The organism is Deinococcus taeanensis, assembly GCF_020229735.1.
Taxonomy (GTDB): domain Bacteria; phylum Deinococcota; class Deinococci; order Deinococcales; family Deinococcaceae; genus Deinococcus; species Deinococcus taeanensis.
Map to the genome: position 1 here is coordinate 1,202,943 of NZ_CP083455.1, position 14,183 is coordinate 1,217,125.

Below are 14,183 nucleotides of genomic sequence, written 5' to 3' on the forward strand. Positions count from 1 at the left end.
TGCCGGTCAGGTGCGCCCACGCACTTCAAACCCCGCGTCCTGCAGAATCGAGGCGGCGCTCGCCACGTCCTCCGGCGTTTCCAGACCCAGGCGGATCGCGCCGCCCTCCTCACGAATGGCGAGCACCTCAATATCCTTGATATTCACACCCGCCGCGCCGAGGGCCTGCGTGACCGCCCCGATCTGGTTGGGCCGGTCCGGCACCGCCACCACGAGGTCATGCCGCTGCGGCAGCAGGCTGCGCTTCACGATGGGCAGGCTGTCGCGCGTGCGTTTGCCCTCGTGTGCGGCGGCCAGCAGTTCCTCCGGTTCATCCAGGTCTGCTTCCAGACGTTCCAGCTGACGGCGGAACCGCGTCAGCGCTTCACGCAGGGCTTCCTTGTTCTCAACGACCATGTCCCGGCTCATGCGCGGATCACCGCTGGCCACGCGCGTCAGGTCCCGGAACCCCCCTGCGGCCAGCAGGCTGAGGCGCTCGTCGCGCGCCACCATGTGCGTCAGCGCCAGGCTGGCCAGATAGGGCAGGTGACTGACCGTGGCCACCAGGGCGTCATGTGCGTCCGGGGGCATCACCACCGGCGCCGCGCCCAGCTGTTCCACAAGCGTCCGCGCGCGGCTCAGGGCCGTGAGGGGAGTGTGGTCGGTGGGCGTCAGGACCCACACGGCGTTTTCCAGCAGGGCCGCGCGGGCGTGCGTGACCCCGCCGCGCTCGCTGCCCGCCATGGGATGCCCGGCCACGAAGTGCCGCACACCCAGCCGCTCCATTTCCGCCGCAATGCCACTTTTCACGCTGCCCACGTCCGTCACGAGCGCCTGCGCGTTCAGGAACGGCGCCAGGTCCCGCGCCAGGGGCGCCAGGGCCCGCATGGGCGCGGCCAGCACCACCAGGTCAGCGCCGCGCAGCCACTCGCCCGGCGCGGCCCGCACCTCATCCACCACGCCCAGCGCCTCCGCTTCCCGCAGCACGTCCGGACTGGCGTCCAGGCCGATCACGCGCCTCGCCAGGAACCGTTGCCGCAGGCCCAGCGCCACACTCCCCCCGATCAGACCCACGCCAGCCACGACCGCCGTGCCGAACAGAGGAGAGGGGGCCACGCTCGCCGCACCGGACTCGGAACTCATGACGCGGAGGCTAGCATGCACGTCCCGCCGCGGCGCGCGCCCGTGCAGACGGCCCCGCGCTGTCTGCTGCTCGCGGACGCCCCGCCCGGGGCGGGCAGTACAGTTGCACCCGTGCCCGGTCCCGAAGTTCTGCTGTACGGTCTGCCGCTCGCCTTTCTCGCCGGGTTCATCGACGCGGTCGCCGGGGGGGGCGGCACCATCACGCTTCCCACCCTGTTCTTCATGGGCCTCAGCCCGGCGCAGGTGGTCGCCACGAACAAACTTCTGGCGATCTTCGGCTCCGGCAGCGCCACCGCGCAGTACTGGCGTAAAGGCCACGTGGAGCGCGCGCTGGTGCTGCGCCTCATTCCGCTGGCACTCGCCGGCAGCGCCCTGGGGGCGTTCCTGGTGCATTTCGTGAACCCGGACGCCTTCCGTACCCTGGTGGCCGTCGTGATCCTCGGCGTGGGCGCCCTGGTGCTCGTGAACAAATCCTTCGGGCTTGAAGACCGCTACCCGGGCCTGAGCGCACGCACGCTGGCACTGACCCTGCCCGGCACGTTCATCATCGGGACCTACGACGGCTTTCTGGGGCCGGGCACCGGCACGTTCGCCATGTTCCTGTTTGCCCTTGCGGGCTTCAACCTCGTGCGCTCAAGCGGCAACGCCCGCACCATCAACTTCGCCACGAACCTCGGCGCGTTCCTGTTCTTCCTGATCGGCGGCCAGATGGTCTGGTGGATCGGGCTGCCCATGGGCGCTGCGAACGCCCTGGGCGCCACCCTGGGTGCACGCCTGGCGATGCTGCGGGGCAGTTCATTCGTGAAATGGATGTACGGCGCGATCGTGCTGCTCGTCGCTGCGCGCCTGATCTTCATCCCCTGACGCCCGGTCGGCGCTGCACGGCATGGGGTCGGCGTGCAGGCCGCGCCGGGCCGCTGCAGGGAACGGTTCTGTCCGCTACACAGTAGGCCCTGACAGTTTCCTTTCAGAACGCGGATTTGCTGTTCAGATAGCGGGTGGAACCCCATGAAGGCGATTGCATTACAGAAAGAGAAGTGAAGAACACACTAATACAAGGGTATGATTGCCGTTCTTACCGACTCCACCTGTGATCTGCACCCGGACAGTGCGCAGCAGATGGGCATTCGCGTTGTCCCCCTGCAGGTCAACATGCAGGAACGCACCATGCTCGACTGGCTGGAAATCGACCCGGACGCCGTGTACGACCACATGCGCACTGGGGGCGCTGCCACCACCGCGCCCGTCTCGGTCAGCGCGTTCGCCGAACAGTACCGCGAACTCCTGAAAACGCACGACGCCGTCTTAAGCCTCCACCTGTCCGGCAAGCTGTCTGAAACGGTGCGGAACGCCCAGGAAGCCGCGCAGGCCCTGGGCGAGACCAGCCGCATTCACGTGCTCGACACCGAGGTGGCCGGCGGTCCCCTGGCCGAACTTGCCATGGTGGCGCGCACCCACCTGAACAGCAGCGAAGATCTTCAGGGCGCCGCGAAAGCCGTGCTGGATGCCCGGGACCGCATGTACTCCGAAATGTCGGTGGCCAGCCTGGAGTACCTGCGCCGCAGTGGCCGGATCGGGCGGGCCCAGGCGCTGCTGGGCAACATGCTGAGCCTGCGGCCCATCCTCGCCTTCGACCACGGCGAACTGAAAGCCACGCGCCGCGTGAAGGTGGACCAGGCCGCCGCGGACATGCTCGACAGCATCAAGGGCCGCCTGGGGAACGCGCCGGTGAGCGTCACGATCATGCACGCCGGGCGCGACACGGCCCGGATCAATGCGCTGCGCAGCGCCATGGCCGCCAGCGGCTTGAACGTGCAGCGCGGCCGCGTGCAGCTGATGGGGCCCGTGATCGGCGCGCACGTCGGGCCGGGCACGTACGGCTTTACGGCGCTGCCCCTCGCCTGAGGCGAGGGCAGACAGAGCAGGAGGGGGCCGCGAGATACGCAGCCCCCTCCTTGCAGCGGTCCTACTGCGTGCTGCGCGGGTCCAGCACGTCCCGCAGGCCGTCACCCAGCAGGTTGAAGCCCAGCACCGTCAGGAAGATCGCCAGGCCCGGGAACACCATCGTCCACGGCGCGTCAATGTAGTACTGGCGGCTGTCGCTGATCATCGTGCCCCACTCCGGCAGAGGGGGCTGCGCCCCAATGCCAAGGAATCCCAGGGCCGCCACCTCAATGGTGGCCGTGGCGATGCTCAGCGCGCCCTGCACGATCAGTGGTGACAGGCTGTTGGGGAGCACGTGCCGGAAGATCATACGGGTCTGCGAGGCGCCCAGCGCACCCGCCGCCTGCACGAACTCCCGTTCCCTCACGGAAAGCACCACCCCGCGCGCCAGGCGCAGGTACACCGGCACCTGCACCAGCGACACGGCCAGCATCGCGGTCACCAGCTGCGGGCTGTTCAGCGCGAACAGGCGGTCAAGGCCGGCGATCAGGAGGGGAGGGTCACTGGTGCTGAAGATGCTGGCAAATCCGATGGCCAGCAGGATGCTCGGAAAGGCCAGCATCACGTCCGTCAGGTACCCCAGGACGCTGTCCAGCCACCCGCCGTAATACCCGGCCAGCAGGCCTAGCAGCGTGCCGAGCACGAGCGCCAGGATGGTGCTCACCACGCCGACTTTCAGACTGATCCGCGTGCCGTGCAGCACGCGCGTCATAACGTCCCGGCCCAGGTTGTCCGTTCCAAACGGTGCGGCCCAGGCATTCACCTTGCCGCTGACCGGATCGGTGTAGGTTTCCGCCACGTCCTTGTTCCACAGGGCCGTCACGCTGGGCGGCTTCAGGGTCAGGCGGTAGTTGCGGTCAGTGGTGGGATCGTACGGCTTCAGGACGCTGGCCAGCACTGCCAGCAGCACGAACGCGAGGACAATCACTGCGCCGACCTTGCCGGGCGTGCTGCGCCGGAACCGGCGCCAGAAGATACTGTCCTGCTTTCGTTTCACAGCCGGAACGGTTGCGGTTGTCATGTCTTCACCAGTTCCTTTCAGCTGTACTGAATGCGGGGGTCCAGGGCAGCGTAACTCAGGTCCACGATCAGGTTCGCGACGCTCACCACCAGGGCCGCGAAGATCACGCCGCCCTGAATGATGGGGTAGTCCCGCTGACTGATCGCTTCATACACCCACGAGCCGATCCCCGGCCACGAGAAGATCGTTTCGGTCAGGACGGCGCCGCCCAGCAGCGCCCCGGCCTGCAGGCCGATGACCGTCACGACCGGCAGCAGGGCGTTGCGCAGCGCGTGCTTGACCGTCACGGCCCGCTGCGTGAGGCCCTTGGCGCGGGCTGTCCGCACGTAATCCTGTCCCAGCACGTCCAGCATGGAACTGCGCGTGATGCGCGCGATGATTGCCAGGGGGATGGTCCCCAGCGCGATGGCCGGCAGAATCAGGTGCCGCAGCGCGTCCCAGCTCGCCGCCGGCTGACCGCGCAGCAGGCCGTCGAGCACGTAGAACCCGGTCATGGGCTGCAGGTCCGTCTCACTGCCCAGCCGGGCGCTCGGCGGCAGCCAGCCCAGCTTCACGGCAAAGAAATACGACAGCAGCAGGCCAAGCCAGAACACGGGCATGCTCACGCCCAGCAGGGAGATGGTGGTAGCGAGGTTATCCCAGAAGCTGTTGCGGCGCAGCGCGGCGAGAATCCCGGCCGGCATGCCCACCAGCAGGGCGAACAGCAGGGCCGCGACACTCAGCTCGGCGGTCGCCGGAAAGCGGGCCTTCAGGTCGTCCAGCACCGGAATGTTGCTCTTGATGCCGGTGCCCAGGTCGCCGCGCAGCAAGGCGTTCATGTACTTCGGGTACTGGGCGTCGAGCGGATTGGACGGATTGAGGAACCACGGCTTGTTGAGGCCCAGCTGCTCACGCAGCGCAGCGGCCGCTTCCGGCGTGGCGCGCTCGCCCAGCATGGCCACTGCCGGGTCACCGGGAATCGAACGGACGAACACGAAAACCACCAGGCTGATGCCCAGCATGACCAGCACGGTCCGCAGCAGGCGGCGAATCAGGTAACTGCCCAAAGCAAACCTCCAGAAAAACAGTTGGTGATGAATGGACCTGCGCGCGCGGAGGCCGGGGCAGGCGCCCGGATGGACGCTGCTCCGGCCCCACGCGGGCGGCTTATTTCTTGCCGGGAACGCTGACGGAGTTGAACGCTTCGCTGCCCAGGGGGCTGGGCACCCAGCCCTTCACGTAGGTCCGTGCGGCGGCCAGGGGGTTGCTGTGAACCATCGGGATGCGGTACGCGGCGTTGTAGGTCATTTCGTGCAGCTGCTGGTAGATCTTGGCCTTGGCGGCCTGCGTGGGTGCGGCGCGGCCCTGTTGCAGCAGGGTCTCGACGGTGCTGGGGTTCCAGTTGATGTCGTCGCTGGCGTTGCTGCCGTAGTACGCGCCGTAGAAGTTGTCGGGATCGCCGTAGTCGCCGGTCCAGCCGATCATGTACATGTCGAAGCCGGGTTCCTTGTTGCGGTCTTCCAGGTATTTGGCCCAGTCCTCGGTTTTCAGGTTCACCTTCACGCCGATGGCACTCAGGTCAGCGGCAATGGCCTCGGCGATGGGTTTGGGGTTCGGGAAGTACGGGCGGGACACGGGCATGTACCACAGGTCCAGGCTGATGCCGTTCGGGTAGCCGGCGTCAGCGAGCATTTTCTTCGCAGCGGCAGGATCGAACTTGTAATCCGCGGGCACCTTGCTGCTGTTTGCCCAGGCCATCACGGGCGGCACGAAGGAGGCGTTGCTGATGCCCAGGCCGTTCCAGAAGGCATTCACGATCTCCTTCTTGTTGATGGCCATGCTGATCGCCTGGCGCACCTTCTCGTTCTTCAGGTACTGGTTGCGGTTGTTCAGGCTCAGGAAGCCCACGTTGAAGCTGGGCCGCTTGACCGCCACGAGGTTCTTGTCGGCCTGCACGCTCTTGAGGCTGTCGGGCGTGAGGTCGTTGGCAAAGTCGATGGTGCCGGCCTTCAGCTCGTTCAGGCGCTGGCTGGCGTCCTTGATGGACCGGATGATCAGCTGGTCGACCTTGGCCTTCTCACCCCAGTACAGCTTGTTGGGCAGCAGGGTCACGCGGTCACCGGTGCGCCAGCTCTGGAAGACAAACGGGCCGGTGCCGACGGGTTTGCTGGCTGGCGTGCCGTACTTCGCACCTTCCTTCTTGATGGCCGTGGGGCTGGCAATCCCGAAGTACCCGGCGGCGAGCACGTTGGGCAGCACGCTGGAGGGTTTGTTCAGGTCAATGCGGACGGTTGAGTCGTTGACCTTGACGATGTTCTTGATGACGGCCGTGGCGTCGCCCTTGTAGCCGCCGAGCAGCTCGCCAACGATTTCGAAGGTGCGGCCCTGATCACGGAAGCTGTAGGGGTGGGCTTTGTCCCACCAGCGGCTGAGGTTGAACACAATCGCGTCGGCGTTCATGGCGGTGCCGTCGTGGAAGCGGACGCCCTTACGGAGCGTGAAGGTCCAGGCGGTGTTGTTCGCGTTGGGTGTCCACTTGGTGGCCAGACCGGGTTTGAGGTCGGTGGTGCCGTCCTCGAAATCCACCAGGGTGTCGTAGATCTGGCGCTGCACGAGGATGCTGATGCCGTCGGTGATGTTCCCGGGCTCCAGGCTGACGGGCTCGCCGTTACCGCCGAAAACCAGCGTGGCGGCCGACGCGGCGCTGAGGGTGGAGAGCAGAGCGGTCAGGAGCAGTTTCTTCATGGAACCTCCGCACCCGCCGCCTGAACCCACGGCGCCCCGGACGGGGCGTGTGGCGTTGGACGGGCAGGTGATGAAAACAGGAAAACGTGCGCTTAGGGTATGGGCCACCTGTGGGGGTGTCAAGCGAGCGTCCCGGCGTAGCGGCACCCGCCGGGCCACGGGCGGCAGGGAAGCCTGCGGGGCGCCGGCGGCGTGCAGTGCGGGCGGCGCCGGGGCCTGGCCCGGAGGACGGTGTTCAGCCCACCCCGATGGGGGTGCGGAGTACCCCAATGCCCTCGACCTCAACCTCGACCACGTCCCCGGCGTTCAGGGCGCCCACTCCTTCGGGCGTGCCGGTCAGGACGACGTCCCCGGGCTCCAGCGTCACGAACCGCGTGACGTACACCAGGATGTCCACGACCGGGAAGATCAGGTGACTCGTGCGGCTGTCCTGGCGCACGGCGCCGTTCACGCGGGTCTGCACGCGCAGGTCGGTGGGGTCCAGGTCGGTTTCCAGCCAGGGGCCCAGCGGGCAGAACCGGTCGGCGGCCTTCGCGCGGAACCACTGAAGGTCCGTTTTCTGAAGGTCCCGCGCCGTGAGGTCCAGCCCGCAGGTGTACCCGGCCACGTGCGCCAGCGCGGTGTCCGGCGTGAGGTGCCGGGCGCGCTGGCCGATCACGAGGGCCAGTTCCCCCTCAAAGTGGAAATTCTGGGTCCAGTCTGGCCGGTCCACGGTGCCGCCCGGTTCCGCCAGGGCATTGGGGCCTTTCAGGAAGATGCCCGGCTCACGCGGCAGGTCCCCGGTGTCGTTCCCCAGCTCCCGGATGTGATCCAGGTAGTTGCGGCCCACACACACGATCTTGGTCGGCTCGGCCGGGGCCAGCAGCGCCGCCGGGTTGAAGGGCACCGTGGTGCCCAGGGGTTCGCCCCGCATGCCGCGCGTCAGGTGAACCTGCGCGCCGTCCAGTTCGCCCCAGTGCGCCTGCCCTTCATGGGAAATTCTGACCAGTTGCATGCGCGCAGGATACGGGACGCGCGGGTGCCCGGCGCACTTCAGGCGATCAGCGGGGCGGGACGGCCAAAATGGTAGCCCTGCAGGTACGTGCAGCCCACGTCGCGCAGCAGCTGGGCCTGCCGGGCGGTCTCTACGCCTTCGGCAATGGTGCTGAGGTCCAGCGCGCGGGCCAGGGTCACGATGCTCCGCACGACGTCCAGTGCGCGCCGCCCCCCGGGCGTGTCCTGGCCTACGTCCTGCACGAACGACCGGTCAATTTTCAGGTGCTGCACGGGCAGGGTTGCGAGCGCCGACAGGCTGGAGTACCCCGTGCCGAAGTCGTCGAGCGCCAGCTGAACGCCGAGGTCCCGCAGGCGGGTGAGGACCTCGCGGGAGCGGTCGGCGTCCAGCAGCGACGTTTCGGTGATTTCCAGCACCAGCTGGTCAGGCGGCAGGCCGGTGTCGTCCAGCACCCTGGCGACCCGCTGCACGTAATCCCCCTGCTCAAATTCCAGTGGGCTGACGTTCACGGAGACGCGGCTCAGCCGGCCGCTCTGCACCTGTGTGGCCGCCTCGCGCAGCATGAACTCCCCCAGCTCATGGATCTGCCCGGAGCTTTCCGCCAGCGGAATGAACGCCGCGGGGCTGATCAGCGTGCCGCCCCTGCGCCAGCGGATCAGGGCCTCGTGCGCCACCGGCGTGAAATCCTGCGCGCGGACCACCGGCTGGTAGACCGCGAGCAGCTCCCCGCGGGTCCGGGCGTGGTGCAGCGCGGAGACGAGTTCAATTTCGGCGGCGCTGCGCCGGTCGTGCTGGGCGTTGAAGTACGCGTAGCGCTGGCCGCTGCGTTTGGCGCGGTACATGGCGGTGTCCGCGCGGGTCAGCATCTCGTCGGCGTCCACGCCGTCGTCCGGGTACAGGCTCACGCCCGCACTCCAGGCAACAAACAGTTCCTGCCCGTTCAGCACGAACGGCACGCGGAAGGCGTCCTGGAGACGATCGAGAATCTGATCGGTGGCCTGAATGTCTCGCACGTCCGTGAGAACCAGCGTGAACTCATCGCCGCCCATCCGGGCCACAAGGTCACTGCTGGAGACCGCGTCGCGAAGGCGCACCGCCACCTGCTGAAGCAGGAGGTCCCCGGTTTCGTGCCCCAGCGTGTCGTTGATGACCTTGAAGCGGTCAAGATCCAGCAGGCACAGTGCCACGCGCTCTCCCGTCAGGGTGACGCGCCGCGTGGCCTGCGACAGGTGCTGCCGGAAGTGGGCGCGGTTGGGCAGGCCGGTCAGCGGGTCGGTCAGGGCCAGATGATCCAGCTGCGTCTGTGCGCGGCGGCGGTCAAGTTCCGCAGTGACGATCTCCGCGAGGTGCTTCAGGTCCTCAATGTCCTGCGCGCTGAAGGGCCGCGGCTGGTGGTCGATGAGGCACAGCGTCCCGACCGCGTACCCCTCCGCACTCATTACGGGAATCCCTGCGTACGCCCGGACGTTCTCTTCGCCTGTCACGCAGTCCAGGCGGTGGGCTCTCGGGTCGAGGTGCGTATCGGCCATCACCAGCGGCCCGCTGTGCTCAATCGTGAGGCTGCACACCGACGACGCCCGGGGCATCTCAAGGGCAGGGTGGCCCACCTGCGCCTTGAACCACAGCCGGTCGTGATCCACGAGGCTCAGGAGAACCACGGGGACCCGGAAGTGCCGGGCGGCGAGCTGCACGATCCGGTCGAACGCTTGCTCGGGCGGGGTGTCCAGCAGGTTCAGCGCGCGCAGAGCCTCCAGCCGGCCGGCCTCATCGCCCATGACAGCCAGCGACTGAAAAGCATTCAGGTCCGGCAGGTCAGGCCACATGCGCGCAGTGTCCAGCACAAGGCCTCACACGAACCTGTCAGTCCAGGGACTGAAGGCCGGGTGAGACCCCTGTGGGCGACGCGTCTGCCGGCTGGCCGGTTACTTGAGGAGGTGGCGGCTGATCACGACACGCTGAATTTCGTTGGTGCCTTCATAGATCATGTTCAGTTTCACGTCGCGCAGCAGTTTCTCCACGGGGTACTCACCCACGTACCCGTACCCGCCGTGCACCTGAATGGCTTCGTTCGCGGCGCTGAAGGCCATTTCCGAGCAGTACGCCTTGGCGATGGCGCTCTCGTAGCCGTGCGCCTGATGCTGATCGACCAGCCACGCGGCCTTCTGGTACATCAGGCGGCCGGTCTCGATGCCCATGGCCATTTCGGCCAGCTTGAACTGAATGGCCTGAAATTCCGCGATGGGTTTCCCGAACGCCGCGCGCTCCCTGGCGTACTTCACGCTCTCGTCCAGGGCGCGCCGGGCGATGCCCACCGAGCCGGCCGCCACAGGAATGCGGGTCTTGTCGAGGGTTTTCATGGCGATCTTGAAGCCGTCACCCAGGCCGCCCAGCTGGTTCTCGCGGGGCACCCGGACGTTCTCGAACACCAGTTCGCTGGTCAGGGAGGCACGCTGGCCCATCTTGTGTTTGATCTTGTTGTACGTGAACCCGGGGGCGTCCCGGGGAACGACGAGCGCCACCGTGGCGCGGTGGCCCCCCTGGCGGTCCGTGGTGGCAAACACGACCGTTACCTCGGCGAGGCCGCCGTTGCTGATCCACATCTTCGTGCCGTTGATGACCCATTCGTCGCCGTCCAGCACGGCGGTGGTGCCCATTGCCGCTGCGTCGGAACCGTTGTTCGGTTCGCTGAGGGCAAAGGCGGCCAGGCCGGCCTTCTCGGTCAGGGGGGTCAGGAAACGCTGCTGCTGCTCCTGCGTTCCGCCGATCAGGATGGGGGCGATGCCCAGCTCACTGGCCATCAGGACCGTGTAGATGCCCATGCAGCCGTAGGCGAGTTCCTCGCCGATCAGGCACTCGTCGAACATGCCCAGGCCAAGGCCGCCGGCGTGCTCGGGAATGGTGGGGTTCAGGATGCCCACCTCGAAGGCCTTTTCCACGACCTGCCAGGGCAGTTCCTCCTTCTGGTCGTACTCGGCGGCGATCGGAATGATCTCCTTGCGGGCGAAGTCGCGGGCAAGTTGTTGCAGCTGGCGTTGTTCGTCGTTCAGGGTGAAGTCCATAGGCACTCCTCAGGGGTTTCGGCCGGGGCGAAACGGTGGGAATCACACAGCGGTTTATACTGGGTTCAATCTTATCAGGTCGGGACGCAGGCCGCCGGGGCGCCCCTGTCACGGCCTGCGTCACGCCCCACCCACTCAGTGCAGCTCGCGCAGCACCGCCGCCAGCAGCAGCACATTCACGCACAGCAGGACATTCGACACCGGGATCGTCCAGGCATCATTCTGCCGTTTTTTGCGCCTCATTCGTCGTTTCCGGGCCACAGCGCGGTGAAGGTAGCACCCCCGCCCTGCGCCCGAATGCGAAAAAGACCGCATTGCCCCTGATGGGGGCGGCCCCCCGGCCGGCGGTCAGGGTGTGTCGTCCGGCACGCGGTCCGCAGCCACATTGATCGTCGGGTGCCGCTTCTCGAAGCGCACGGTCAGCACCCCGTGACTCAGACTGGCCTGCCCGGTCTGCGGCAGCACCGGCTCCGGAAATGTCAGGGTTCGGCGGAAGGTGCCACTGGGCCGGTCACCGCCCAGACGACGGGCCGGCTCCGCCCGTTGTCCCGCGACCGTAACGGTGTCGCCCTCCTCAAACAATTCAAGCGTGTCCGCCTGAACGCCCGGTACGTCCACGTGAAGTTCCAGGTGGCTGTCCCCGTCGCACCAGTCGGCGGCGGGCGTCCAGGGGCCAAGGGCAGCGAGGGTCTCGACCTCCTCGCGCAGCGTCATGAGTTGTTGCAGTCGCGCCAGCACGGGCTCGTTCATGATCGATACGGTAGCACCCCGGCGCGGGACGCCGCACCCGGTATGATCGGGCGCGTGTTGCCGCCGGTGCCGATCCTGACCGCCCCCACTGCCGCTGGTAAATCCGCGCTCGCCACGCGTCTCGCGCAGGGCAGGCCGGTCGAGATCATCAGCGCCGACGCCTTTACCGTCTACCGGGGACTGGACATCGGGACCGCCAAACCCACCCCCGACGAGCAGGCCCGGGTGCTTCACCACCTTGTGGACGTCGCCGACGTTCATGAGCCGTTCGACGTGGCCCGCTTCGTCACGCTGGCCGAAGCAGCCATCGACGAGATCCGCGCCCGCGGCCGCCAGCCCCTGGTGGTGGGCGGCACCGGCTTCTACCTCACGGGTCTGACGCAGGGCCTGCCGCTGACACCGCCCTCCGATCCGCGCACCCGCGCCGAGGTTGAAGCTGAACTGGCCGAACGCGGCCTCGACGCCCTGCTCGCAGACATCGCGGCCCGAAATCCCGCCGAGGCGGCCCGCATGGAACGCAACCCCCGCCGCGTGGTGCGCGCCACAGAGGTGTACCGCCGCACCGGCCGTTACCCCGGTGATTACGGCCGCCGCCCCCCCGCACACACGTACCACGTGACCGCCTTCACGCTGCCGCAGGCCGAGCTGGAGGCGCGGGCCGCACAGCGCATCCAGGCCATGTTCGGGCGTGGCTGGGCGCACGAGGCCGCGTGGCTTGCCGCACAGGTGGACCCCGGGACGCAGCCGCGCCCCACCGTGTGGCAGGCCCTGGGCTACCGCGAGGCCCTGGCTGTGGCGCTCGGCACCCTCAGCCCCCAGGACGCCGCCACGCAGGTGACCCTGGCCACCCGCCAGTACGCCCGGCGGCAGCAGACGTTCATCCGTACGCAGCTGCGCGCACCGCTGTTAAGCGCACATGAAGCCGGGTTGCACCTGACCCGCCTGCTGCCCGTTTAGCGTGACCCCCAACTCGAACCTGTGCGCGGACCGGGCGATTCCAGCGCGGGGGCGGCCGTCGTTCAGATCGGCGCTGCCCAGTGCAAACGGGCAGACAGTACAGTAATTGCACGCCGCAGGCCGCCCCAAGCCCCCTTCCGTACACCGGTTCACTGGAGGACAACACATGAAACCACGCGTTCTGGGCATGATTCTCGCTGGAGGGCAGGGCAGCCGTCTCGCCCCGCTGACGCAGAAACGCAGCAAGCCGGCCGTGCCGTTCGGCAGCAAGTACCGGATCATCGACTTCGCGATCAACAACTTCATCAACTCCGGCGTGTTCAGCATCTACGTCCTCACGCAGTACAAAGCGCAGAGCCTCACCGAGCACATCCAGCGCGGCTGGCGGTTCGGAACCTTCCTCAGTGATTACTTCATCACGCTCGTTCCGGCCCAGATGTACCGCATCGAGGAACTCGGACCCGTCTGGTACCGCGGTACCGCCGACGCCGTGTACCAGAACATGCACCTCATTGACAATTACGAAGCGGACTACGTCGCCATCTTCAGCGGCGACCACATCTACAAGATGAACGTGGAGCACATGCTCCAGAAGCACATCGAAACCCGCGCGGACGTCTCCATCGCCGCGTACCCGATGCCGCAGAGCATGGCGCACCAGTTCGGTGTGATGCACGTCGACCAGAACTGGCGCGTGACGGACTTCCTCGAAAAACCCAAGGATCCGCCCAGTATTCCCGGCCAGGAAGGCACCAGCCTGACCAGCATGGGCAACTACATCTTCAGCCGCCGCGCGCTGGACGAACTGCTCGAAACCAACATGGGCAGCGGCGAATCCGGCTTCGACTTCGGCAGTGACGTCATCCCGCGCGCCCTCAGTGACGGGTACAACGTGATCGCCTACGACTTCCACCGCAACCCCATTCCCGGGCAGAGCACCGCCAACACCTACTGGCGAGACGTCGGGACCCTGGACGCTTACTACGAAGCGAACATGGACCTCGTCAGCATCAACCCCGAGTTCGACATCTACAACCCGCAGTGGCCGCTGCGCACCAGCAGCGAGTTCTCCCCACCTGCCAAGTTCGTGCATGAAAGCGACGGGCGCAAGGGTCAGGCGTTCAACACCATTATGGCCGGGGGGACCATCATCAGCGGCGGCACCGTCCGGGACAGCGTTCTCGGCCGCAGCGTCCGCACGCACTCCTACTCCCTTGTGGAAAGCTGCGTGCTGTTCGACGACGTGGAGGTCGGCCGTCACGCCCACATCCGCAACTGCATCGTCGACAAGAATGTGATCATCCCTCCCGGCACGAAAATCGGCCTGAACGTCGAGGAGGACCGCGCCCGCGGGTTCACCGTGACGGACAACGGCGTGGTTGTGGTCCCCAAGGGCTACACCTTCTGACCACCCGGGGCGGCCGGATCACGGACCGCCCTGCCGCACACCAGGCACGGCCCTTGCCACGACCCTGATCGGGGTCGTGGTGCTGCTTTTCCGCGAACGGGGAAGCGGCTCCGGACCGGCGTGCCTGGGCGCCCACCATTTACGGGCGAGAAAACAGGGGAGACTTCTGTGCCCCTCGCCCTGGCAGGCCGGATGGTCCCTCCC

At 67.1% G+C, this 14,183-nt stretch carries 12 protein-coding genes; 4 read left to right on the top strand and 8 right to left on the bottom strand.

Annotated elements, in window-relative coordinates; genetic code table 11:
- Positions 1 to 6: 6 nt before the first annotated feature.
- The gene (locus LAJ19_RS05855) at positions 7 to 1,122 is read right to left on the bottom strand and encodes a prephenate dehydrogenase (protein ID WP_225477494.1); all 1,116 of its coding nucleotides are present in this window, start codon (positions 1,120 to 1,122) and stop codon (positions 7 to 9) included.
- Positions 1,123 to 1,233: 111 nt separating this feature from the next.
- Between LAJ19_RS05855 and LAJ19_RS05860 the strand changes: the two genes are divergently transcribed.
- A complete protein-coding gene (locus tag LAJ19_RS05860) occupies positions 1,234 to 1,986 on the top strand; it encodes a TSUP family transporter (protein ID WP_225523208.1) in 753 nt (250 codons plus the stop codon).
- A gap of 198 nt (positions 1,987 to 2,184) precedes the next feature.
- Positions 2,185 to 3,027 carry a DegV family protein gene (locus tag LAJ19_RS05865; RefSeq protein WP_225477496.1) on the top strand — a complete coding sequence of 281 codons (843 nt, stop codon included), beginning with the start codon at positions 2,185 to 2,187 and terminating at the stop codon, positions 3,025 to 3,027.
- 61 nt (positions 3,028 to 3,088) lie between these two features.
- Here the strand turns inward: LAJ19_RS05865 and LAJ19_RS05870 are convergent, their stop codons facing one another.
- The 7 genes from LAJ19_RS05870 to LAJ19_RS05900 all read right to left on the bottom strand — a co-directional run bounded on the left by LAJ19_RS05870 (position 3,089) and on the right by LAJ19_RS05900 (position 11,614).
- The gene (locus LAJ19_RS05870; RefSeq protein ID WP_225477498.1) at positions 3,089 to 4,087 is read right to left on the bottom strand and encodes an ABC transporter permease; all 999 of its coding nucleotides are present in this window, start codon (positions 4,085 to 4,087) and stop codon (positions 3,089 to 3,091) included.
- A gap of 17 nt (positions 4,088 to 4,104) precedes the next feature.
- The gene (locus tag LAJ19_RS05875) at positions 4,105 to 5,133 is read right to left on the bottom strand and encodes an ABC transporter permease (protein ID WP_225477500.1); all 1,029 of its coding nucleotides are present in this window, start codon (positions 5,131 to 5,133) and stop codon (positions 4,105 to 4,107) included.
- Between the two features lie 100 nt (positions 5,134 to 5,233).
- Entirely contained in the window at positions 5,234 to 6,811 is a 1,578-nt protein-coding gene (locus tag LAJ19_RS05880) for an ABC transporter substrate-binding protein (RefSeq protein WP_225477502.1), read from the bottom strand.
- Between the two features lie 235 nt (positions 6,812 to 7,046).
- The gene (locus tag LAJ19_RS05885; RefSeq protein WP_225477504.1) at positions 7,047 to 7,805 is read right to left on the bottom strand and encodes a fumarylacetoacetate hydrolase family protein; all 759 of its coding nucleotides are present in this window, start codon (positions 7,803 to 7,805) and stop codon (positions 7,047 to 7,049) included.
- A 38-nt stretch (positions 7,806 to 7,843) separates the two neighbouring features.
- On the bottom strand, positions 7,844 to 9,628 hold the full coding sequence (locus tag LAJ19_RS05890) for a putative bifunctional diguanylate cyclase/phosphodiesterase (protein WP_225477506.1): 1,785 nt from the start codon (positions 9,626 to 9,628) through the stop codon (positions 7,844 to 7,846).
- A gap of 99 nt (positions 9,629 to 9,727) precedes the next feature.
- Positions 9,728 to 10,864, bottom strand: a complete 1,137-nt coding sequence (locus LAJ19_RS05895) for an acyl-CoA dehydrogenase family protein (protein WP_225477508.1) — start codon at positions 10,862 to 10,864, stop codon at positions 9,728 to 9,730.
- A 348-nt stretch (positions 10,865 to 11,212) separates the two neighbouring features.
- On the bottom strand, positions 11,213 to 11,614 hold the full coding sequence (locus LAJ19_RS05900; RefSeq protein WP_225477510.1) for an Hsp20/alpha crystallin family protein: 402 nt from the start codon (positions 11,612 to 11,614) through the stop codon (positions 11,213 to 11,215).
- Between the two features lie 57 nt (positions 11,615 to 11,671).
- On the opposite strand from LAJ19_RS05900, the gene miaA reads away from it, so the two are divergent.
- Both miaA and glgC read left to right on the top strand, forming a co-directional pair.
- Positions 11,672 to 12,571 (top strand): tRNA (adenosine(37)-N6)-dimethylallyltransferase MiaA, encoded by a 900-nt coding sequence (miaA, locus tag LAJ19_RS05905; RefSeq protein WP_225523209.1) that lies wholly within the window; start codon positions 11,672 to 11,674, stop codon positions 12,569 to 12,571.
- A gap of 166 nt (positions 12,572 to 12,737) precedes the next feature.
- The gene (gene glgC, locus LAJ19_RS05910; RefSeq protein WP_225477512.1) at positions 12,738 to 13,979 is read left to right on the top strand and encodes a glucose-1-phosphate adenylyltransferase; all 1,242 of its coding nucleotides are present in this window, start codon (positions 12,738 to 12,740) and stop codon (positions 13,977 to 13,979) included.
- The last annotated feature ends 204 nt before the right edge of the window (positions 13,980 to 14,183 follow it).

Excerpts from the sequence above, each read along its gene's own strand:
- LAJ19_RS05855 (WP_225477494.1), bottom strand. The coding sequence starts at position 1,122 with ATGAGTTCCGAGTCCGGTGCGGCGAGCGTGGCCCCCTCTCCTCTGTTC.
- LAJ19_RS05865 (WP_225477496.1), top strand. The coding sequence starts at position 2,185 with ATGATTGCCGTTCTTACCGACTCCACCTGTGATCTGCACCCGGACAGT.
- LAJ19_RS05870 (WP_225477498.1), bottom strand. The coding sequence starts at position 4,087 with ATGACAACCGCAACCGTTCCGGCTGTGAAACGAAAGCAGGACAGTATC.
- LAJ19_RS05880 (WP_225477502.1), bottom strand. The coding sequence starts at position 6,811 with ATGAAGAAACTGCTCCTGACCGCTCTGCTCTCCACCCTCAGCGCCGCG.
- LAJ19_RS05885 (WP_225477504.1), bottom strand. The coding sequence starts at position 7,805 with ATGCAACTGGTCAGAATTTCCCATGAAGGGCAGGCGCACTGGGGCGAA.
- LAJ19_RS05890 (WP_225477506.1), bottom strand. The coding sequence starts at position 9,628 with ATGTGGCCTGACCTGCCGGACCTGAATGCTTTTCAGTCGCTGGCTGTC.
- LAJ19_RS05895 (WP_225477508.1), bottom strand. The coding sequence starts at position 10,864 with ATGGACTTCACCCTGAACGACGAACAACGCCAGCTGCAACAACTTGCC.
- LAJ19_RS05900 (WP_225477510.1), bottom strand. The coding sequence starts at position 11,614 with ATGAACGAGCCCGTGCTGGCGCGACTGCAACAACTCATGACGCTGCGC.
- glgC (WP_225477512.1), top strand. The coding sequence starts at position 12,738 with ATGAAACCACGCGTTCTGGGCATGATTCTCGCTGGAGGGCAGGGCAGC.